Source organism: Citrobacter sp. wls710 (genome assembly GCF_005281115.1).
In the GTDB taxonomy this organism is placed as follows: Bacteria; Pseudomonadota; Gammaproteobacteria; order Enterobacterales; family Enterobacteriaceae; genus Citrobacter; species Citrobacter werkmanii.
The window spans coordinates 44,210-62,486 of record NZ_SZXD01000029.1; the positions used below are offsets into that span (position 1 = coordinate 44,210).

Annotated in this window: 27 protein-coding genes and 1 pseudogene; 24 read left to right on the forward strand and 4 right to left on the reverse strand. The window is 48.7% G+C overall.

Annotation, left to right across the window (positions count from 1 at the left end; translation table 11 throughout):
- Window positions 1-2 precede the first annotated feature (2 nt).
- Window positions 3-428 carry a glutaredoxin-dependent arsenate reductase gene (gene arsC, locus FDX14_RS11950; protein WP_038641366.1) on the forward strand — a complete coding sequence of 142 codons (426 nt, stop codon included), beginning with the start codon at window positions 3-5 and terminating at the stop codon, window positions 426-428.
- 67 nt (window positions 429-495) lie between these two features.
- On the opposite strand, the gene FDX14_RS11955 is transcribed toward arsC, so the two are convergent.
- Window positions 496-792: an ArsR/SmtB family transcription factor gene (locus FDX14_RS11955; protein ID WP_038641364.1), complete on the reverse strand. Its 297-nt coding sequence runs from the start codon at window positions 790-792 to the stop codon at window positions 496-498.
- 99 nt (window positions 793-891) lie between these two features.
- On the opposite strand from FDX14_RS11955, the gene FDX14_RS11960 reads away from it, so the two are divergent.
- The 7 genes from FDX14_RS11960 to FDX14_RS11990 all read left to right on the forward strand — a co-directional run bounded on the left by FDX14_RS11960 (window position 892) and on the right by FDX14_RS11990 (window position 4,882).
- Window positions 892-1,983 (forward strand): permease, encoded by a 1,092-nt coding sequence (locus tag FDX14_RS11960; RefSeq protein WP_044700597.1) that lies wholly within the window; start codon window positions 892-894, stop codon window positions 1,981-1,983.
- Between the two features lie 286 nt (window positions 1,984-2,269).
- Window positions 2,270-2,503: a DinI family protein gene (locus FDX14_RS11965; protein ID WP_038641360.1), complete on the forward strand. Its 234-nt coding sequence runs from the start codon at window positions 2,270-2,272 to the stop codon at window positions 2,501-2,503.
- Between the two features lie 45 nt (window positions 2,504-2,548).
- A complete protein-coding gene (locus tag FDX14_RS11970) occupies window positions 2,549-2,794 on the forward strand; it encodes a hypothetical protein (RefSeq protein ID WP_071681812.1) in 246 nt (81 codons plus the stop codon).
- A gap of 129 nt (window positions 2,795-2,923) precedes the next feature.
- Window positions 2,924-3,124: a hypothetical protein gene (locus tag FDX14_RS11975; RefSeq protein WP_121528895.1), complete on the forward strand. Its 201-nt coding sequence runs from the start codon at window positions 2,924-2,926 to the stop codon at window positions 3,122-3,124.
- 2 nt (window positions 3,125-3,126) lie between these two features.
- Window positions 3,127-3,486 (forward strand): RusA family crossover junction endodeoxyribonuclease, encoded by a 360-nt coding sequence (locus FDX14_RS11980; protein ID WP_121528896.1) that lies wholly within the window; start codon window positions 3,127-3,129, stop codon window positions 3,484-3,486.
- On the forward strand, window positions 3,483-4,523 hold the full coding sequence (locus tag FDX14_RS11985) for a DUF968 domain-containing protein (RefSeq protein WP_121528897.1): 1,041 nt from the start codon (window positions 3,483-3,485) through the stop codon (window positions 4,521-4,523). The genes FDX14_RS11980 and FDX14_RS11985 overlap by 4 nt, the downstream gene beginning before the upstream one ends.
- 11 nt (window positions 4,524-4,534) lie before the next feature.
- Window positions 4,535-4,882 carry an antiterminator Q family protein gene (locus tag FDX14_RS11990; protein WP_121528898.1) on the forward strand — a complete coding sequence of 116 codons (348 nt, stop codon included), beginning with the start codon at window positions 4,535-4,537 and terminating at the stop codon, window positions 4,880-4,882.
- Window positions 4,883-4,906: 24 nt separating this feature from the next.
- Here the strand turns inward: FDX14_RS11990 and FDX14_RS11995 are convergent, their stop codons facing one another.
- Together FDX14_RS11995 and FDX14_RS12000 are read right to left on the reverse strand one after the other, a co-directional pair.
- Complete coding sequence (locus tag FDX14_RS11995) at window positions 4,907-6,085, reverse strand: hypothetical protein (RefSeq protein ID WP_121528899.1); 1,179 nt, start codon at window positions 6,083-6,085, stop codon at window positions 4,907-4,909.
- Complete coding sequence (locus FDX14_RS12000; protein ID WP_121528900.1) at window positions 6,075-7,109, reverse strand: nucleoid-associated protein; 1,035 nt, start codon at window positions 7,107-7,109, stop codon at window positions 6,075-6,077. The genes FDX14_RS11995 and FDX14_RS12000 overlap by 11 nt, the downstream gene beginning before the upstream one ends.
- A 226-nt stretch (window positions 7,110-7,335) precedes the next feature.
- Between FDX14_RS12000 and FDX14_RS12005 the strand changes: the two genes are divergently transcribed.
- From FDX14_RS12005 to FDX14_RS12020, 4 genes are read left to right on the forward strand one after another with little or no spacing between them, the layout of a single operon-like run.
- On the forward strand, window positions 7,336-7,638 hold the full coding sequence (locus FDX14_RS12005; RefSeq protein ID WP_137349606.1) for a hypothetical protein: 303 nt from the start codon (window positions 7,336-7,338) through the stop codon (window positions 7,636-7,638).
- Window positions 7,638-8,174, forward strand: coding sequence for a lysozyme (locus FDX14_RS12010; RefSeq protein ID WP_121528902.1), 537 nt, complete (start codon window positions 7,638-7,640; stop codon window positions 8,172-8,174). Before FDX14_RS12005 ends, FDX14_RS12010 begins: the two co-directional genes overlap by 1 nt.
- Window positions 8,171-8,686 (forward strand): DUF2514 domain-containing protein, encoded by a 516-nt coding sequence (locus tag FDX14_RS12015; RefSeq protein WP_161959056.1) that lies wholly within the window; start codon window positions 8,171-8,173, stop codon window positions 8,684-8,686. Before FDX14_RS12010 ends, FDX14_RS12015 begins: the two co-directional genes overlap by 4 nt.
- Window positions 8,683-8,913, forward strand: a complete 231-nt coding sequence (locus tag FDX14_RS12020; protein WP_121528904.1) for a hypothetical protein — start codon at window positions 8,683-8,685, stop codon at window positions 8,911-8,913. Before FDX14_RS12015 ends, FDX14_RS12020 begins: the two co-directional genes overlap by 4 nt.
- Window positions 8,914-8,988: 75 nt before the next feature.
- Here FDX14_RS12020 and FDX14_RS25340 read toward each other — a convergent pair whose 3' ends face one another.
- On the reverse strand, window positions 8,989-9,162 hold the full coding sequence (locus tag FDX14_RS25340; protein ID WP_213083834.1) for a YnfU family zinc-binding protein: 174 nt from the start codon (window positions 9,160-9,162) through the stop codon (window positions 8,989-8,991).
- A 141-nt stretch (window positions 9,163-9,303) separates the two neighbouring features.
- Here FDX14_RS25340 and FDX14_RS12025 point away from each other — a divergent pair, with 141 nt between their 5' ends.
- The 12 genes and pseudogenes from FDX14_RS12025 to FDX14_RS12080 all read left to right on the forward strand — a co-directional run bounded on the left by FDX14_RS12025 (window position 9,304) and on the right by FDX14_RS12080 (window position 18,268).
- On the forward strand, window positions 9,304-9,501 hold the full coding sequence (locus FDX14_RS12025; protein WP_032943055.1) for a hypothetical protein: 198 nt from the start codon (window positions 9,304-9,306) through the stop codon (window positions 9,499-9,501).
- Window positions 9,502-9,529: 28 nt separating this feature from the next.
- A pseudogene (locus tag FDX14_RS12030) lies at window positions 9,530-9,682 on the forward strand (DUF2514 family protein); the annotation flags it as partial.
- A gap of 390 nt (window positions 9,683-10,072) precedes the next feature.
- Window positions 10,073-10,285, forward strand: coding sequence for a cold shock protein CspG (gene cspG, locus FDX14_RS12035; RefSeq protein WP_079224597.1), 213 nt, complete (start codon window positions 10,073-10,075; stop codon window positions 10,283-10,285).
- Window positions 10,286-10,295: 10 nt separating this feature from the next.
- Window positions 10,296-10,484, forward strand: coding sequence for a cold shock small protein YmcF (gene ymcF, locus FDX14_RS12040; protein WP_079226178.1), 189 nt, complete (start codon window positions 10,296-10,298; stop codon window positions 10,482-10,484).
- A gap of 73 nt (window positions 10,485-10,557) precedes the next feature.
- Window positions 10,558-10,788, forward strand: a complete 231-nt coding sequence (locus FDX14_RS12045) for a hypothetical protein (protein WP_000756041.1) — start codon at window positions 10,558-10,560, stop codon at window positions 10,786-10,788.
- 204 nt (window positions 10,789-10,992) lie between these two features.
- Window positions 10,993-11,166, forward strand: coding sequence for a GnsA/GnsB family addiction module toxin (locus FDX14_RS12050; protein WP_079224595.1), 174 nt, complete (start codon window positions 10,993-10,995; stop codon window positions 11,164-11,166).
- A 336-nt stretch (window positions 11,167-11,502) separates the two neighbouring features.
- Window positions 11,503-11,994 (forward strand): DUF1441 family protein, encoded by a 492-nt coding sequence (locus FDX14_RS12055; protein ID WP_121528905.1) that lies wholly within the window; start codon window positions 11,503-11,505, stop codon window positions 11,992-11,994.
- On the forward strand, window positions 11,981-14,089 hold the full coding sequence (locus FDX14_RS12060; RefSeq protein WP_121528906.1) for a phage terminase large subunit family protein: 2,109 nt from the start codon (window positions 11,981-11,983) through the stop codon (window positions 14,087-14,089). Before FDX14_RS12055 ends, FDX14_RS12060 begins: the two co-directional genes overlap by 14 nt.
- Window positions 14,086-14,292: a DUF6148 family protein gene (locus FDX14_RS12065; RefSeq protein WP_121528907.1), complete on the forward strand. Its 207-nt coding sequence runs from the start codon at window positions 14,086-14,088 to the stop codon at window positions 14,290-14,292. Before FDX14_RS12060 ends, FDX14_RS12065 begins: the two co-directional genes overlap by 4 nt.
- Window positions 14,289-15,824: a phage portal protein gene (locus FDX14_RS12070; RefSeq protein WP_161959057.1), complete on the forward strand. Its 1,536-nt coding sequence runs from the start codon at window positions 14,289-14,291 to the stop codon at window positions 15,822-15,824. The genes FDX14_RS12065 and FDX14_RS12070 overlap by 4 nt, the downstream gene beginning before the upstream one ends.
- Complete coding sequence (locus tag FDX14_RS12075) at window positions 15,742-17,856, forward strand: ClpP-like prohead protease/major capsid protein fusion protein (protein WP_161959058.1); 2,115 nt, start codon at window positions 15,742-15,744, stop codon at window positions 17,854-17,856. Before FDX14_RS12070 ends, FDX14_RS12075 begins: the two co-directional genes overlap by 83 nt.
- A gap of 88 nt (window positions 17,857-17,944) precedes the next feature.
- Window positions 17,945-18,268, forward strand: coding sequence for a DUF2190 family protein (locus tag FDX14_RS12080; protein ID WP_001107910.1), 324 nt, complete (start codon window positions 17,945-17,947; stop codon window positions 18,266-18,268).
- Window positions 18,269-18,277 lie beyond the last annotated feature (9 nt).

Consider the following 18,277-nt stretch of genomic DNA (forward strand, 5'->3'; position numbering starts at 1 on the left):
ATATGAGCAACATCACCATTTATCACAATCCTGCCTGCGGCACGTCGCGTAACACGCTTGAGATGATCCGCAACAGCGGTAATGAGCCGACCGTTATTCTTTACCTTGAGACTCCACCTTCACGCGATGAGCTGGTCAAACTCATTGCTGATATGGGCATTTCCGTCCGGGCGTTACTACGTAAGAACGTCGAGCCATATGAGGAACTGGGTCTTGCCGAAGATAAATTTACTGACGACCAGTTAATTAACTTTATGTTGCAGCATCCGATCCTGATTAATCGCCCCATCGTGGTAACACCGCTGGGAACCAAACTGTGCCGTCCTTCTGAAGTTGTTCTGGATATCCTTCCTGATGCTCAGAAAGGGGCTTTCGCCAAGGAAGATGGCGAGAAAGTCGTTGATGATGCAGGCAAAAAATTGAAATAAGCGACAGGAGAGCCGCCTGTTATTTAGGCGGCTCCTTTATCAAATAAAAACAATGGATTGCCTCGATTTAAATCTTTGGACTGTTGATGCAACATTCTTCGCGTAGAAAATCAATAATCGACTCTAACTTGTCATATTGAGAAACGCAGATTAAGGAGCGGCTTTCGCGATTTTGTTTGACCAGACCTACGGAAACAAGAGCGGATATATGATGACTCAGTGTTGAAGATGGAATCGCAAGTTGTTTTTGTAGATCACCTACAGGTAAACCTTGTTCACCGGCTTTAACAAGGTGTTTGAAAATAAACAAACGTGTTGGATGTCCTAATTCTTTCATAGCTTTAGCTACTTCTTCTAGTTGCATGGTACCTTCCTCATCTATTGATATTTCGATAATACCAGAAATATGTTGATCTAACCTCAATAATTCGATTATTCTAGAAATATGGTTTATGGGGGGGTCATGAATAGCTGGATTTCTATGTTTACTAACGCGGCAGAGATGTTCTTGTTTCTTGCTGTCGAGTTGTCTGCGCTTTTTTTTCTGATTAGTGCGGGTGTTAGCCTTATCAGGCAAAAAATTCCGGACCAAAAGATTCAAAGAATGTTAGGGGCGAGAAAGGGGAGAGGTTACATACTTGCATCGCTGTTAGGAGCTGTAACACCGTTTTGCAGCTGCTCTACAATTCCCATGTTACGCGGACTGTTATCAGCAAAAGCAGGCTTCGGTCCAACACTTACATTCTTGTTTGTTTCACCTCTGCTTAACCCGATAATCATTGGTCTGATGTGGGTTACTTTTGGTTGGAAAGTTACCCTGCTATACGCTGTTATAGCTGCAACAGTTTCCGTACTGGCAAGTATTTTGTTAGATGTGCTTGGTTTTGACCGACATATTGTCGAAACATCAAAACCGCTGGCTAGCTGTTGTGGTGTTAGCAGTGGAAAAACTCCTGAAACTAAACTACAGAGTGTTTCAGCTTGCTGCTCTGTATCAAATCAACAGGACATAGGGGCTAATAGTTGTTCTAAACCACAAGAAACGTTTAAGAGTTTCTCAGCATTTCGGGGCACAAATTGTGAATTGAGCTGCGAGACGGGCCAAACAAATAAACAATTCTTCCCGAAAAGTGTAGTAAGAGAGCCTGGTGCGATACGACTGGCATTTCAGGATGCCTGGACTCAATTTAAAGATGTATTACCTTATCTGATGTTAGGTATTGTTATAGGGTCGTTTATCTACGGTTTTATACCTGCAGAGTGGATTGCTGCTCATGCTGGGAATGATAATCCGTTTGCGATTCCACTAAGTGCAATTATTGGAATACCGTTGTATATACGTGCTGAGGCAGTAATTCCGTTGGCATCAGTCTTGATGGATAAAGGCATGGGAACGGGAGCAGTAATGGCTCTGATTATTGGTAGCGCAGGAGCTAGTCTGACGGAAGTAATACTGCTTAAATCAATGTTCAAAACACCCTTGATTGCTGCATTTCTGACCGTTATTTTGGGCATGGCGATTATTATGGGATACCTGACACAGTTGTTATTTTGATTGGGTATGTTAGACAGAACCTGAAAAAGTTGCAGGGGGAGACGAGCATATGAAAGTTGCGCAATCAATCCCAATCAAAGCAGTTATCCAAATTTAAGGACGTTGATATCTCAATACTTACAATGGTGTCAAAACAACAAGTCCTCATTGGATTGAACCCGCTTCGGCGGGTTTTTTTTGCATCTCATTTATAGGCTAAGGTTAACAATTTGTGCTCTTAAGTCATTGATCATTTCAATGTATCGGTGTACTGTACAAATATACAGTATATGCAGTGGAGGCTAATATGAAAGTTGAACTAACCATTGATCGTACTAAAGAACTTCCAAAGGGAGCAGTTCCGGCGCTGGAGAAAGAATTGCTTAAAAGGTTGGGAAACCACTATGAGAATTGCAGCTTGAGCATACGACGTGCAGGCTCCGATGGTTTAAGTGTGTTTGGTGGTGACAAGGAAGATAAAAAGAAAATTGAGACTATCCTCCAGGAAACCTGGGAAAGTGCTGACGACTGGTTTTATTAATTATTTTGGGTGTTACTTTTATCCCGTTTGCATGGGGGAGTTTAAGTGAAAGAAAAATTAGGATTGCCCAAAAAAGGCTACGCAGTCATCAGATGTCACGATGGAGTCATCGTTGCCAGGCTGCAATCATTTCCTGAGTGTGAGCGCGCCCTGATGTACCGTCGCGGTAGCATGGTGTCTTTCATGCCTCTTCAGGATAATGAAATTATTGGTACACCTACGTTGTTTACCCAGATGCTGGAAAGGGCTGGTTATCGCGTTACCCAAAAATCTGTTACACTCCCGTCATAGGTCTGAACAACCTATACCTGCTGCGCCACAGGAGAAAAGCCCCATGGCGCAAGATCAATTCAAGCAATCCCTCATACTGACGTTAACCAACGCCAGCGATTTTCTTTTTGCCGCATCCAGAGGTGCGTTATGAAGAAAAGCTGGTTTCAACATACACATCTCACCACTGAGCAGGCTGACGAACTGGAAGCCAACTATAAAGCAAAGCAGATTAAGACCGAGCGTAGTCTGGATAATGACTTTATTCACTGGACGATCAGCGCGTTCTTGCCGGAAGCATCTAAGCCTCCTCGCCAGGACAGAACCTGGCAACAGCGGATCTGGAGGTGAATGTGAAAGTCTACGATATCACCCCAATGGGCAAGCCCCGAATGACGCGCGCTGACAAATGGAAAAAGCGTCCTGAGGTTCTGCGTTACCGGGCTTTCTGTGATGAAGTTCGTCTGCAGGGTGTTGAGCTGCCGGAAAGCGGTTCGCATGTCACCTTCATGCTTCCGATGCCAGCGAGCTGGACCAAAAAGAAACGGGCTGAGTTAAACGGTAAACCACACCAGGCTAAACCCGATTTCGACAACATGATGAAAGCGCTGATGGATGCCATTTACGAAGATGACGCTCACATCTGGGATTCACGCGTCACTAAATTATGGGGAGAGAAGGGACAAATAATTATCGGGGAGATAGCAGAATGAGGGCGCTGCTGAAGCCGGTGGTTGCGCGTGAGCTTGGAATTGTGCTGCTCAAACCGGGCAGTGAGCTGATGTCATTATTCAGTTGTGAACGTGTGCTGGTGGAAAGCCAGCCGGCAAGCATGGAAAGGTTGCCTGCTGGTCGTGTTCCTGACGTTCGCCAGCCACTTGCCAGTGACGACTCCCTGAAGCCGTTCTTCCTGGATGAAAAAGTTATTAAGGCTGCTGGTGGTTTGAGTGGCCTTGATTACTGGCTTATGCGTTATGGTGGCCATTGCTGTCAGTGGCCACACAGCGATTACCATTATCACGAGTTAACCATCCTGCGCCATGAACCCGGATCGGTTCTTCTGTGTGGACATTGTGATAACCATTTGCGTGACCACTACAGCGAACAACTTGCAGAGCTGGCGAGACGTAATGTCATTAGCTGGATTATCAACAGCATCATGGTGGCACTGAATCAGGATCCTTCCAGAGAACTGTCGCTGGCGGAGCTATGCTGGTGGGCGGTGCGTATGGGTGTTACCGATGCAATTCCCGAATCAGTAGCCAGTCGGGCGCTTCGTATTCCTTCGGAAGAACATCAGTTAGTCATGCGTGAATGCGATATCGAACCGCGTGTAACCGCCACCAGCATCATTACAGCCAAAGCCAGCACAGTAACCGTGAACATGCCGCCAGCGCAGGTGCCTGCGGTTAAGCCCGTAGTTGGTGTTCTGGTCGATCCTGAGTCCCCGCAAACCTTTATGAAACGTCCAAAGCGGATCCGCTGGACGTCCTCCGGGTATCTGGAATGGATTAAAACACAGCCCTGCGAATGCTGCGGTAAACCATCAGATGACCCACACCATTTAATCGGCTGGGGGCAGGGAGGGATGGCCACGAAAGCGCATGATATTTTCGCGATCCCTTTGTGTCGTAAGTGCCATACAGAACTACATAACGACCCGGTGAAGTTTGAGCAAAAACATGTTCCTCAGCCGGTAATGATAATCAGAGTGCTGGACCGGGCTTATGGGCTTGGCGTTCTGGCGTAAGGAGATATTTGATGCGTGATATGTATGAAGTTATGGATCGTTGGGGCGCCTGGGCTGCGGCTGACAGTAGCGGTGTGGACTGGCAACCAATAGCTGCTGGGTTCAAGGGACTTTTACCTCATGGTAAGAAATCACGGCTTCAATGCAGCGACGATGAAGGCATTATGATTGATGGATGTGTGGCCCGCTTACGCAAGTATAAACCTGATGTGTATGAGTTAATTATTGCTCATTTCGTTATAGGTATCTCGCTGCGTACTATTGCTAAAAAAAGGAAATGTTCAGATGGAACGGTTAGAAAACAGATGCAAACTGCGTTAGGTTTTATTGGCGCGGTTATTTGTATGGTGAGTGAATAAAATTAAAGACGGCCTGTGTGGCCGTCAATTGAATAGATACTGAGTTGCATATGGAGTAAGGAAGAAATAAAATTTAAAAGTTAAGTATAACCCGCAGGCTACAATGAACCCTAGGGTAACAAAAATTATTTTTTGGACGCGCAATCTTGTCGTTAGACTATCAAATGTGTTTTTGATATCATCGTAAATTGCTTTGTAATTGCTTTCTGCTTGTTCTTTTTTATGCTTTAGTTCGTCACTTATTGCTGTAAGTGTTTGCCATTGGTTGAAAAGGACGAATAGAATCATCAGCGTAAAGAAAAATGCACCCAGAACAACAGCTGTATTTATTAGAGCCTGACTATCCCAACCATTTGCCTGTTTCATTTGTGTTGCGACTATAATTGTTGCGACAGGTATACCAAGTATCTGGTTCTGTATGTCACTGAAGACTTTATGTATTTTACCCATCTCTTCAATTTTAGCCACACGAAGTTGATCAAGTATTTTTTCATATGAGAATCCAGATACAAATACTTTATACCCTTTATGAAAGCTTTCAGATAGTTGCTGCAAATCTCTTAACATAGATGAGAAAGAAGAATCTTTACTTTTTGATTCACATAATGATTTTATGCTGCTAGCAAGTATGGTTAGCTTTTGCTCTTTATGAGTATCTTCCGCAAAATTTGCGATTAAGCTTTGTATGAGACTGTCATTTGAATCGACTAGATCTTCAGCAGTATAGTTTACCGGTATTTTAAGAACATTACTGTCTACAAAAACAAGTTCAGCATTAGTCTCGTCGAGATATGCAGAGCATTCTTTAAATAAAGTAATTAAGCGTAACACATTGCGGTATCTAGATATAATTGGCAATGGCTCGCGTTCTTTATTGTGAAAGTTAAGATCGACAATAAAAAAATTATTAGCTTCTTTTATCCTATTTTTAGAATTTTTAAGATAATCATTAAATGAGAAATGAAGTTGCCCCATTCGAAGTTTCGGTGGTGCTACATGTAAAGTTAGGGTCTCTCCGACCACTAGATTGCCAGACTCGATGGTTACCCCAAAGTCATTAGGATACTGTGTGATATCATGCAGAATCTCACACAGGTCTTCATTATCGAGCATAATAGAGGCTTCAGATGTGTTACCTACAAAGGTAGCAGCTTTGTATATGCTAACTAAGTCTTTGAAGGTTCTCTGATTATTACTGCTCATCCTCTTCACCCAATTCTGATATGATTTCATCCCTAAGGGTATCTGGAATCTCAGTAAGTATCAATTTATCGTTCTCTGAATCATACTGAACGCTTCCATCATGTAGGGCTGCACGTTCGAATTTTAAGGACCAGTGACGTGATTTACCTTTAAAACTAATTAGTCCCCTGATTACAGTTCCGTCTGGAACAAAACCGTCTGAGAATTCAAGTTCTTCATTTGTAAGTTTTGCAACGAGAAGTTCGGGGTCAGCAGGCCATAGTTCGTTTGCGAATATTTGGGTATCGAAAGTTTCTCCAGAGCGATTGAGAGTTTTTAATTGTTCATGAGCACGATTGAGAAATTCTTCTCGTGCCTCAGGTTCAAAATCTCTTTCTGTTGCAAATTCTAAAAGAGCTTTTCGTAATTTTGTCGTTTCTTGCTTCGCAATTAAAATGTCATTGCAACCAAGAAATTTTTTAAAGTACCCTGCTACAGAATTTTGTCCTTTTAGAAAACTGATATAACGTTCTTTACCATCTTGTTTACCTGTTAGGTCAATTCGTCCGGCAACGCGAAGTTTTGCTATGTCTAAATACTCACTTTCTTGAATATCAAAGTCTTGTACAGTTGAGCCAAAAGCAGAAGTAAGTATAGCAACCATTAAATAATGATTACCGTTAACCTCATTATGGGCAATTATAACATAGCCACCTGTAGACATTACTTCATCATCAGCTCGAGCTTTCAGATGATTAAGCATGCGAACACTTGTGTCATAGAAGGAATGAGTTGTGTTCACAAAGTAATCATCAACGATATTTCCCATAGGATAGCTATCGCGATCGTCTTCAAATTTTCCATAACCTTTACCCGCTCGCCCGGAATACCTTTTAGTTAGGGCGTTTACAAGATCTCGTGATGCTTGCTGCACTGGTTTTTCAGCTGGGCAAGGAATCAGAGTGGCTGCTCCTTGTTGTTCTTTGTTCATAATGTGAACGATGAATTTATGAGTTGTAATCTCTTGGCCTGCTACTGCCGTCATACCAATATCCTTTTGAGGGTTACCATCAGTTTTCTCTGATAATACTTCAAAAAAATGCTAATGCGTACGCAAAAACTATCGTAATCTGTTAAGAGTGGTTACTACGTCACACCGCTTAATCATTGAAATCCTGCCAATTTGGTGGGAGTTGTCTTTTTAAGGCTGCCTTCGGGCGGCTTTTTTTATTTCCTCCACACTGCACCCGCATACGGCGAGGTGAGAGACGATGAAAATGAATGATTCAGGGAACATCTTCACGCAGTTCTTCGCGTGGGTAGCAGCTCTGGCGTCTGCCATTGGATTTACCACTCAGGATTTGGTGTTCATGTTTTTTGGCGCAGCCGGTCTGCTTATCTCGCTTACCTCTTACATCAATGGGCGGGTGGATGCACATCGCCGGCGTAGAGAAGACGAGAAGCGCACAAAAATGGTCAATGACTATCTGAAAGGGGTCGGTGATAAACCTATTCATGAACGTCCGACTGCGGCAATCGTAGTTGTCGAAGCATTACAAAAGGAAGGTGAGTAATGGATAACCGGGCAAAGTTGAGTGCAACTGTTCTTGGGTTGGTATTGGCTGGCGCATCCGCACCAATCATCCTCGATCAGTTCCTGAATGAGAAAGAGGGGAACGGGCTCACTGCATACAAAGATGGCGGCGGGCTCTGGACCATTTGTCGTGGCGCCACGATGGTTGATGGTAAGCCAGTAGTTCAGGGTATGAAGCTGTCTGCTGAGAAATGCGCCCAGGTGAACGCCATAGAACGCAACAAGGCGCTGGCGTGGGTTGAGCGAAATATCAAGGTACCACTGACCGAACCACAGAAAGCCGGGATCGCATCTTTCTGCCCATATAACATCGGCCCCGGAAAATGTTTCCCATCTACGTTCTATAAGCGAATAAATGCTGGCGACCGTGAAGGCGCCTGTGAAGCGATCCGCTGGTGGATTAAAGACGGTGGCCGCGACTGTCGTCTGACCAAAGGCCAGAAAAATGGCTGCTATGGGCAGGTAGAACGACGGGATCAGGAAAGCGCGCTGGCGTGCTGGGGGATAGACCAGTGAGCCTGCGCTATCAGTTCATTGCTATTTCGCTGCTGGTGGCAGTCGCATTCATCGCGGGTAGTGTATGGAACAGCCGCGGTTGGGAAAAGAAGTGGGCCGAGCGTGACAGCGTGGAATCATCGCAAACAGCGAACGCACAGACCGCAGCACGCATGATTGAACAAGGGCGCATTATTGCCCGTGATGAGGCTGTTAAAGATGCACAAGCGAAAGCCGCTAAATCTGCTGCCACTGCTGCTGGTCTGTCTGCCACTGTTAGCCAGCTGCGTACCGAAGCAACAAAGCTTGCCACCCGTCTGGACGCCGCAAAGCACACCTCAGATCTTGCCACTGCCGTCAGAAGCAAAACAGCCGGAGCCGACGCCGCAGTGCTCGCCGACATGCTCGGACGCCTTGCAGAGGAAGCTCGATATTATGCTGAGCGATCTGACGAACGCTACCGGGCAGGAATGACGTGTGAGCGCATTTACGACTCAGTGAGGCAGTCAAACAACAACAGGGTTAGAAGATGAACGCAGAAAACCTAAGTGAAGCGTATTACCTCAATAACGATATAAAAGAACTACAGAGTCAGAAAAGCATACTGGAAAGTGGTGCCGGACTTGGTGTGACAATCCAGTCTACCTATCAGGATAACGCCTTTCTTGATGCCATACGCCCGCATGCAGTGGCTGAACTTGATCGCCGTATTGTGGAGAAGAAAAAATCCCTCTCCACTCTGGGTGTTACATTCTCTTAAATGAGAACAACAATAAAAGGTTATGTCTGCTTTGCCACATTCTGAGATTATGAGTTTTATTTGGTAGTCAATCAGTTACTTTATTGGTTTGCTTTCCGATGGAAGATAGATGTTTCCACAGAAGGGGCAAATTAACGTTATATTGTTTTTTATTCTCGACAGACTGTGCTTTGACTGGCGGGAGCAATGAGGACAAGTACTTTTCACATGGCGTAAAGTACGCATCTTGATATCTTTGAGTATCGACATGTTGATTGTCCTGGTGGGCGGTTAACAACCATACACCACATGTTGGCTAATAGCTTCTTTTATAACCGTTACGATGTAATCGTTAGCCATAATCAATCAAGCCTCGCAATAGCGGGGCTTTTTAACAACTGAGGAATGAGCATGACAGTAGTTCTTACAGCTAAGCAGATTGAAGATCTGGCGGCCTTCGCAAAAGAAGATGGCCAGCCACGATACACCATCACTACCGGAACAATCCCTGAGTTCGAAGCGGATGATGGCGAAGTTATCCCTGAGTACACCGGGCTGATTGCCTATTCCGAGTCGCTAGAGCATAGCGTTCTACAGCTCGATAACTAGCGAATCAACAAAACTTTCCATCCGCCATGACACCACAATGCTCGTAGACATGCCAGGAAGCCTGGCAGAAGAAGCTCGATACCATGCTGAACGCGCTGATGAAAACTACCGGGCAGGAATGACATGTGAGCGGATTTATGAGTCCGTAAAAATACTAACAATGAACCGTAGAGAAAAATAATAGCTCTATAAATTAAGATGTTGACGGTTTTCGTGGATAAATTTGTGAATTTTTACCATGAAGGAAATACGACTCTTCCTTGAGTCAAAATCCCTGACAACTTAGGGTGATAGATAAAGGTCTTACGCAGCATGACATAATTTTCGATTTAAGCTATTTAAATTAATTTTTTTGGTCAAAACCCGCTGAGATTTACTTACAAAACTAAACCTTGCTATGTTTGGTTAATCATGCGTTAATGAATGTCTGGTTTGTAACGAATTTATCTGAAGCAGTCGCTGTAATAATTTTATTCCTTGTTCCTGTTGAGATTTCCTTGTTAGCTTTTCTCTCTGATAATTTTTTTTCGGACCATTCTGCCCAAGGGCTTACTCAATAAAGGTAATGTTTATGTCTAATAAAATGACTGGTTTAGTTAAATGGTTTAATCCTGATAAAGGTTTTGGTTTTATCACTCCAAAAGATGGTAGTAAAGATGTGTTTGTTCACTTCTCTGCGATCCAGAGTAATGATTTCAAGACGCTGAATGAGAATCAGGAAGTTGAATTTAGTGTTGAACAGGGACCTAAAGGCCCTACGGCAGTTAATGTCGTGGCTGTATAAGGTAACTGTTATTACTAATAATATTCACTTCAGATGTCCGTGTTGCCACGGATCTCAGTACCGAACGTCAAACTTTGATGTTACTGAAAAAAATCCTTTCGGAGCAAAATGTATTTTTTGCAAATCAACAATGATTACATTTGATAATATTGCACTGTACATTCGTTCTGGTCAGTCTTCGTTAGATTTCAGAAAATAAATTTCAGGCTCCTTATGGAGCCTTTTTTGTATGCTGAACCGACAATCTCTGTAAGAGACATCACGGTAAAATTATGAAAAAAGTCATCGTTTTTTTTAATGCAGAACCTGCAGTTGTTGTAACCGTAATGAAAGGTATTACTACGATAATGCGTGAGTTTCCCAATGGGGAAAAAGCACACCTACCCGTGATGTCAGCGGGATTTCCATCTCTGACAGGAGACCATAAAATAGTTTATGTAGCCTCTGATCGTGATGTCAGTTCAGAAGAGATCCTCGAGGCAGCATCGAAGCTTTTGAAATGAGAGCTGGTTGTTTCGTGACCGACCCAGATTTTAGTACAGTGGTTTGTGTGGTCGCGAGCTCTTTTGCATGAAGATTATACTGCAAGCCATTGATAATTTAGTCTTTCCATTCTATCTTTTAAACATATCAGCGCTTATACAAGTGCGCTACGGGGAATGTAACATGCTTGGCGTTGATACGTTAGAGATCAAGAGAGGTAAACAATGAACGTCGAAGATTTAAAAAGAAAAACTGAAGCGGATATTTCTGAATTCATCACAAAAAAAATTATTGAACTCAAAAAAAAGACAGGGAAAGAAGTTTCCGACATCCAGTTTTCTGCTCGTGAAAAAATGACTGGACTTGAAAGCTATGATATTAAAATTACATTAATCTAATTGTTAAAAGACCCAATTTGAGTGAAAAAGCATTATCTTAAAAGGTAATGCTTTTTTATTTCTGTCAAAAAACTTTGAACATTGTCAAAGCTTTCACTTCTAATCATAGATTTTCTGGTTACCTTTTAACGGGTCCTCCCGGCGGGGCGGCCTGCCACGGGGCGGGAGCGGCGCGGGATTTGGCGCATTTTCGATTTTTCATGCATCATCATCATGTTGTAACTCATTGTTTTAATGTTGTTTATTTTTAAAAGATGATGGTTTGTGTGTTTTTTGTTCATCATCTTTGGCTTTTACGGGGGAGGGCGCGCAAAGAAACAGCCCCAGAGGTAAAAAATGGACGGCGAACTGAAGAACCTCAAATGCAATATCAGTCAGCTTGCCGCTATTACGGGGTTGCATCGCCAGACGGTTGTCAGTCGTCTCTCGGGCGTTCCCCTGGCACCGGGAAGCAATGAAAAAAATAAGCTGTATCTCCTGACGGATGTGATCCGCGTACTGATGGAAACACCCGTTTCCCAGGCCGCTGAACATCAGGACCCCAACAAGATGACCCCGAAAGAGCGCAAGGACTGGTTCGACTCTGAAAAGGGGCGTCTCTGGCTGGAAAAAGAGATGAAACAGGTTGTTCCGCTGCCCGATGTCCGTCAGCAAATGGCGGCAATCGTCAAATCGGTTACGCAGGTGCTGGAAGTCTGGCCGGACAAACTGGAAAGGGATAAGGGCTGGTCTGCGGAGCAGCTTAACGAGGCGCAGGATGTGGTGGATGAAGTCCGCATGCTGTTAGTTAAGGCAATGCAGGAGACCACTGACGATGATGCGGAGTAAGTATGGCTCTGCCCTGGCGGTGCGTCAGGAAGTCGCTGAATATCTGAGGCCACCACGCCGGATGCCGGTGGCGGAAGGCGTCAGGCAATATATGTTTGTGCCCCGCGGCGCCAATACGGCGGTTCCCTGGGATGACACGTTAACGCCTTACATGAATGAAGCGATAAACACGCTGTCAAAACGGGAATATGATGCGGTGATCTTCGCCGGGCCTGCGCGAACAGGTAAAACTCTCGGGCTGATTGACGGGTGGATTGTTTACAGCATTGTCTGCGATCCGGCTGATATGCTGGTGGTACAGATGACCGAAACCAAAGCCCGCGAGCACTCCAAAACCCGTCTGGCACGCACTTTCCACCACAGCCCTGAAGTCAGAAAACGGCTCAGTCCTTCCCGAAATGACAACAACGTCCACGACAAAATGTTTCGTGATGGCTCATTCCTGAAAATCGGCTGGCCGTCCATCACCGTCTTTTCTTCGTCGGATTACAAGCGGGTGGCGCTGACCGACTACGATCGTTTTCCCGAAGATATCGATGGCGAGGGAGATGGTTTTTCCCTGGCTTCCAAACGTACCACCACCTTTATGTCAGCGGGGATGACGCTGGCAGAGAGTTCACCTGGGCGGGAAATCACTGATGTGAAATGGCGGCGTTCTTCGCCGCATGAGGCGCCGCCCACAACCGGCATTCTTTCTCTTTATAACCGGGGCGATCGCCGCCGGTGGTACTGGCCCTGTCCACACTGCGGCGACTGGTTCCAGCCTGCGATGGAAAACATGGTGGGATACCGGGATAACCCGGACCTGATGGCCGCCAGCGAGGCGGCGCGTATTCAGTGCCCGCATTGTCTGGCATTAATACAGCCGGAACAAAAACGCGAACTGAATAACCGCGGTGTCTGGCTGAAAGAGGGGCAACTTATCAGTAAAAATGGCGAGATAAGCGGGGAAGCACGGCGCTCACGTATCGCCAGTTTCTGGATGGAGGGACCGGCTGCGGCGTATCAGACGTGGCAACAACTGGTCTATAAACTGCTGACCGCGGAAGAGGAATATGAGCGCACCGGCAGCGAAGAAACGCTGAAAGCCGTTATTAATACAGACTGGGGACTGCCTTACCTCCCGCGTATATCCCTCGATCAACGTAAAGCCGAAACGCTGATAGCCCGCGCAGAAAAACTTCACCCGCGACGGGTTCCCGACGGCGTCCGTTTCCTTGTCGCTACTGTGGACGTTCAGGGCGGTAAAAAACGCCGTTTCGTCGTGCAGGTGGTGGGCTATGGCAGTCATGGTGAGCGCTGGATTGTGGACCGCTTCAATATTACCCGCTCACTGCGATGTGACGAGAGCGGTGAGGCTCTGCAGATAAACCCCGGCGCGTACCCGGAGGACTGGCATTTGCTGATTACGGATGTTCTGGAAAGAGCCTGGCCTCTGGTGGCCGATCCTGAACAGGAAATGGGCGTGTTATGCATGGGGGTGGACTCCGGTGGGGAGGATGGCGTCACGGATAACGCGTATGCGTTCTGGCGTCACTGCCGGCGGGAGGGGCTTGCCGGGCGGGTGTTTCTCTTTAAGGGGGACAGTACCGCGCGGCCAAAAATATTCTCCAAAAGCTATCCCAATAATACCGGGCGCAGTGACCGACAGGCCCGCGCCTGCGGCGAAGTCCCGCTCTATCTCCTGCAGACCAATGCCCTCAAAGACCGAATCGCCTCAGCCCTCGACCGCAAAGAGCCGGGGGCAAACTACGTTCATATTCCTGACTGGCTGGGGGACTGGTTTTTTGAGGAGCTGACCTACGAAGAGCGCGGCATGGACGGTAAATGGACAAAACCCGGTAAGGGCGCAAACGAGGCGCTGGATTTGCTCTGTTACGCCCACGCTCTGGTGATGATCCGCGGTTACGAGCGTATCAACTGGGACAATCCTCCCGCCTGGGCGCGTCTGCCTGAACAGTCTGCGCATGCCTGCAAACATTCACTGACAACCGCCCCTGATTCTGTGGCGGACGAGAAGGATACAGACGAGATGACAGAACAGCACAACACGGTAGTGCCGTTTGGTGGCGTGTCCGGCGGAGGCTGGCTATGACCCGGGAACAGTTATTGCAACTTCAGCAGGCTTATTTTGACGCGGAGCTTGCCGTACTTCAGGGGAAATCCATCACCCTGAACGGGCAGTCAATGACGATGGAGAGCCTGGGAGATATCCGACGCGGGCGTAAGGAGATCGAGGATCGCTTACGTCTTATGGACTGCGAGCGACAGCTCCATTCACTGGCGAGGTTCTCATGAATTTTCTGGATAAAGCGATTGGTGCACTGGCCCCCGGCTGGGGCGCGTCCCGTCTGCGCTCCCGGATGGCTATCCGGGCGTATGAAGCCATCACGCCCACGCGTACCCACAGGGTGAAGCGTGAAAATCGCAGCGGGGATCAGTTAATCCAGCTGGCCGGGAAGTCGTTACGGGAGCAGGCCCGGTGGTTTGACAACAATCATGATCTGGTGATTGGTGCTCTGGACAAAATGGAAGAGCGCATCATCGGCGCGAAGGGGATCATCGTGGAGCCGCAACCCCTGACGGGAGCGGGCACGCTGGACAGCGTGCTGGCAGAAAAAATCCGCCGGTGCTGGGCGGAATGGTCTGTTTCGCCGGATGTAACCGGGCAGTACACCCGTCCCGTTCTGGAAAGGCTGATGCTGCGCACCTGGCTGCGTGACGGGGAGGTGTTCACTCAGGTGCTGACCGGAAAAATCAGCGGACTGTCACCTGTGGCTGGCGTCCCGTTCTGGCTTGAAGCGCTGGAGCCGGATTATATCCCGCTGGAAAAAACGGACAGTGCCAGCAATCTGGTGCAGGGGATTTACTTCAACGCGTGGCGGCGTCCGGTGAAATATCTGGTCTGCCAGTCCTGGCCGGGTGCGGGCGCGGCGGCAGTCGCCGTTAAAGAGGTGACTGCGGAAAATATGCTGCATCTGCGCTTTACCCGCCGTCTTAATCAGGCGCGCGGCGCTTCTCTTCTTGCCCCCGTCATCATTCGTCTGATGGACCTGAAAGAGTACGAAGACAGCGAGCGCATCGCGGCGCGGATTGCCGCGTCTCTCGGCATGTTCATCAAAAAGCAGGATGTCGGCACTGACGGCTATGTGGCGCCGGAGAAACGTAAAGAGACACAAATCCAGCCCGGCATGTTGTTTGACGGTCTGAATCCCGGGGAGGATATCGGGATGATCAAATCAGACCGCCCGAACGCAGGTCTGGAATCTTTCCGGATGGGGCAGCTTCGTGCGGTGGCCGCCGGACTGCGCGGCAGCTTCTCTTCCATTGCCAGAAACTATGACGGCACCTACAGCGCCCAGCGTCAGGAGCTGGTGGAGGCGCAGGAGGGGTACAGCATCCTTCAGGACAGCTTTATTGCTGCCTTTACCCGTCCTCTCTACCGGCGCTGGCTGGCTGCTGCGGTGGCTTCCGGTGCCATTGAGATACCTGCCGGCACGGATATGTCATCACTGTTTAATGCGGTGTATTCCGGGCCTGTCATGCCGTGGATTGACCCGCTCAAAGAGGCAAACGCCTGGCGGGTGCTGATACGTGGCGGGGCCGCTACAGAAAGTGACTGGGTGAGAGCCAGAGGGGGCGCACCTGCCGACGTGAAACGCCGCCGCAAGGCGGAAACTGATGAAAACCGTAAGCTGGGACTGGTGTTTGACACCGATCCGGCACATGAAACCGGAGAGCAATCCGATGTTAAAGAGGAAAAAAAGGACCCTGAAAAGTCCACCCAGGGCGATGGCAGCCGCGCGCGGGAAGAGCGAAAGCGGCGCTGAATCCTGGTACACCATCCGCGCAGCGGCGGATAACGCTGCCGATATCAGTATTTACGATGAAATTGGCGGCTGGGGGATTTCGGCACACTGGTTTGCCGAAGAGCTGGTGGCTCTGGGGAGTATCACGCAGATCAACCTGCATATTCATTCCCCTGGCGGCAGTATTTTCGACGGGCTGGCTATCTACAACCTGCTGAAAAATCACCCGGCGCGAAAAATGGTGTATGTGGACGGGGTAGCCTGTTCTATGGCGTCTGTTATCGCGATGGTGGGCGACCCCGTCATCATGCCGGAAAACGCGATGATGATGATCCACCGCCCACGCGGTATAGCCGGCGGTGAGTCCTCTGATATCCGCGACTATGCCGATCTGCTCGACAAGATGGAAAGTGTCATCATCCCGATTTACGCCGAAAAAACGGGAAAATCACCGGACGATATTGCTGCTCTGCTCGCCAGTGAGACCTGGATGAGTGGGGCCGAGTGTGTCCGGGAAGGCTTTGCCGACAAAGTTATTCAGCCCGTCCGGGCTATGGCTCAGCTGCATTCAAAACGACTTGAGGAATTTGAACATATGCCACAGAACATCAAAAACATGATTATTGCCCCCCAGGGTAACGCCGGGACACTGACGCAGCCGGAGCCGCAGGCTATCGTGACCCCGCCGCCGGTGGCGGCCACCACGCCGGCGCCCCAGCCTGCCACCACTGCTCCGGGGACGGATGAAATCACCCTGCGCGCCCGTTTTCAGGAAGAGCAGCGCCAGCGTATCAGCGGGATCCAGAATGTGTTTGGTATGTTCGGTAACCGCCACGGCGAGCTGATGGCGCAGTGCATTGCGGATGTGGACTGCAATGTGGACGCGGCGAAAGACAAACTGCTGGAGGCACTGGGCCGGGGAGTGACCCCCACCAATACGCTGGGCGGGACGCAGAACACACAAAATCCGATGCTCTCCCATATCTATGCGGGCAACGGTAACTTTGCCGGGGACGGCATCCGGGCTTCCCTGATGGCACGGGCGGGGTTTGAAAGCAGCCAGGCCGATAACCCGTATAACGCCATGACCATGCGGGAACTGGCGCGTATGTCACTGACCGAACGTGGCGTGGGTGTCTCGACACTCAATCCGATGCAGATGGTCGGTATGGCGTTCACGCACAGCACCTCAGATTTCGGCAACATTCTGCTGGATGTGGCAAACAAGGCCATTCTGCAGGGCTGGGAAGAGGCGCCGGAAACCTACGAACAGTGGACGCGCAAGGGGCAGCTTTCTGACTTTAAAACGGCACACCGTGTGGGCATGGGAGGCTTTAATGCCCTGCGTCAGGTACGTGAGGGGGCGGAATATAAGTACGTCACCACCGGGGACAAGCAGGCTGCCATTGCTCTGGCAACCTACGGCGAACTGTTCAGTATCACCCGTCAGGCCATCATTAACGACGACCTGAACATGCTGACCGATGTCCCGATGAAGCTGGGGCGGGCAGCGAAGTCCACCATTGCCGATCTGGTTTATGCCATCCTGACAGCCAACCCGAAAATGTCCACGGACAACGTGAACCTGTTCGACAAGGCGAAGCACGCGAACGTACTGGAAGGGGCGCTGATGGATGTGGCCTCACTGGATAAAGCCCGCCAGCTGATGCGCACCCAGAAAGAAGGTGAGCGTCACCTGAATATTCGTCCGGCATTCGTGCTGGTGCCGACAGCACTGGAGTCCGTCACTAACCAGGTGATCAAGTCCGCGAGTGTGAAAGGCGCAGACATTAACGCCGGCATTATTAACCCGGTGAAAGATTTTGCGACCGTCATCGCCGAGCCGCGTCTGGACGATAACAGCCAGTCCACCTTTTATCTGGCTGCCGCCAAAGGCACTGACACGATTGAAGTGGCTTATCTCAATGGTGTGGATACACCGTATATCGATCAGCAGGACGGTTTCAGCGTCGACGGCGTGACCACCAAAGTGCGTATCGATGCCGGGGTGGCGCCGGTCGATCACCGCGGTCTGGTGAAGTGTTCCGCGTAACCACCAAAAATAACCATCCGAATGGCCCGTCAGGGCTTTTTTTACGCCTGAAATCCGGTCATTCGTGACCGGACCGGAGAAAATCATTATGGCAAAGAATTATGTACAGGCGGGCACCACACTCGCCATTACGGCCACCGCTGCGGTAAAGAGTGGCGATCTGGTGCAGGCCGGCGATGTGTTCGTCGTCGCTGTCACCGATATTGCTGCAGGCGCCACCGGAGACGGCATCGCCCACGGCGTTTTTCTGGTCCCCAAACTGGCCACCGACGTGATGGCGGCGGGGAAAAAAGTGTATCTGAAAGACGGTAAGGTGCAGCTGGATGCGACGGGCGGACTGCCACTGGTGGGCGTGACCTGGGCGCCGGCGGCAAAAGGGGATGAGATTGTGCCGGTGCGGCTTAATGGCTAATCCCTTTGA

Excerpts from the sequence above, each read along its gene's own strand:
- arsC (WP_038641366.1), top strand. The coding sequence starts at position 3 with ATGAGCAACATCACCATTTATCACAATCCTGCCTGCGGCACGTCGCGT.
- FDX14_RS11955 (WP_038641364.1), bottom strand. The coding sequence starts at position 792 with ATGCAACTAGAAGAAGTAGCTAAAGCTATGAAAGAATTAGGACATCCA.
- FDX14_RS11960 (WP_044700597.1), top strand. The coding sequence starts at position 892 with ATGAATAGCTGGATTTCTATGTTTACTAACGCGGCAGAGATGTTCTTG.
- FDX14_RS11965 (WP_038641360.1), top strand. The coding sequence starts at position 2,270 with ATGAAAGTTGAACTAACCATTGATCGTACTAAAGAACTTCCAAAGGGA.
- FDX14_RS11975 (WP_121528895.1), top strand. The coding sequence starts at position 2,924 with ATGAAGAAAAGCTGGTTTCAACATACACATCTCACCACTGAGCAGGCT.
- FDX14_RS11985 (WP_121528897.1), top strand. The coding sequence starts at position 3,483 with ATGAGGGCGCTGCTGAAGCCGGTGGTTGCGCGTGAGCTTGGAATTGTG.
- FDX14_RS11990 (WP_121528898.1), top strand. The coding sequence starts at position 4,535 with ATGCGTGATATGTATGAAGTTATGGATCGTTGGGGCGCCTGGGCTGCG.
- FDX14_RS11995 (WP_121528899.1), bottom strand. The coding sequence starts at position 6,085 with ATGAGCAGTAATAATCAGAGAACCTTCAAAGACTTAGTTAGCATATAC.
- FDX14_RS12000 (WP_121528900.1), bottom strand. The coding sequence starts at position 7,109 with ATGACGGCAGTAGCAGGCCAAGAGATTACAACTCATAAATTCATCGTT.
- FDX14_RS12005 (WP_137349606.1), top strand. The coding sequence starts at position 7,336 with ATGAAAATGAATGATTCAGGGAACATCTTCACGCAGTTCTTCGCGTGG.
- FDX14_RS12010 (WP_121528902.1), top strand. The coding sequence starts at position 7,638 with ATGGATAACCGGGCAAAGTTGAGTGCAACTGTTCTTGGGTTGGTATTG.
- FDX14_RS12020 (WP_121528904.1), top strand. The coding sequence starts at position 8,683 with ATGAACGCAGAAAACCTAAGTGAAGCGTATTACCTCAATAACGATATA.
- FDX14_RS25340 (WP_213083834.1), bottom strand. The coding sequence starts at position 9,162 with ATGTCGATACTCAAAGATATCAAGATGCGTACTTTACGCCATGTGAAA.
- FDX14_RS12025 (WP_032943055.1), top strand. The coding sequence starts at position 9,304 with ATGACAGTAGTTCTTACAGCTAAGCAGATTGAAGATCTGGCGGCCTTC.
- cspG (WP_079224597.1), top strand. The coding sequence starts at position 10,073 with ATGTCTAATAAAATGACTGGTTTAGTTAAATGGTTTAATCCTGATAAA.
- FDX14_RS12045 (WP_000756041.1), top strand. The coding sequence starts at position 10,558 with ATGAAAAAAGTCATCGTTTTTTTTAATGCAGAACCTGCAGTTGTTGTA.
- FDX14_RS12050 (WP_079224595.1), top strand. The coding sequence starts at position 10,993 with ATGAACGTCGAAGATTTAAAAAGAAAAACTGAAGCGGATATTTCTGAA.
- FDX14_RS12055 (WP_121528905.1), top strand. The coding sequence starts at position 11,503 with ATGGACGGCGAACTGAAGAACCTCAAATGCAATATCAGTCAGCTTGCC.
- FDX14_RS12060 (WP_121528906.1), top strand. The coding sequence starts at position 11,981 with ATGATGCGGAGTAAGTATGGCTCTGCCCTGGCGGTGCGTCAGGAAGTC.
- FDX14_RS12065 (WP_121528907.1), top strand. The coding sequence starts at position 14,086 with ATGACCCGGGAACAGTTATTGCAACTTCAGCAGGCTTATTTTGACGCG.
- FDX14_RS12070 (WP_161959057.1), top strand. The coding sequence starts at position 14,289 with ATGAATTTTCTGGATAAAGCGATTGGTGCACTGGCCCCCGGCTGGGGC.
- FDX14_RS12075 (WP_161959058.1), top strand. The coding sequence starts at position 15,742 with ATGTTAAAGAGGAAAAAAAGGACCCTGAAAAGTCCACCCAGGGCGATG.
- FDX14_RS12080 (WP_001107910.1), top strand. The coding sequence starts at position 17,945 with ATGGCAAAGAATTATGTACAGGCGGGCACCACACTCGCCATTACGGCC.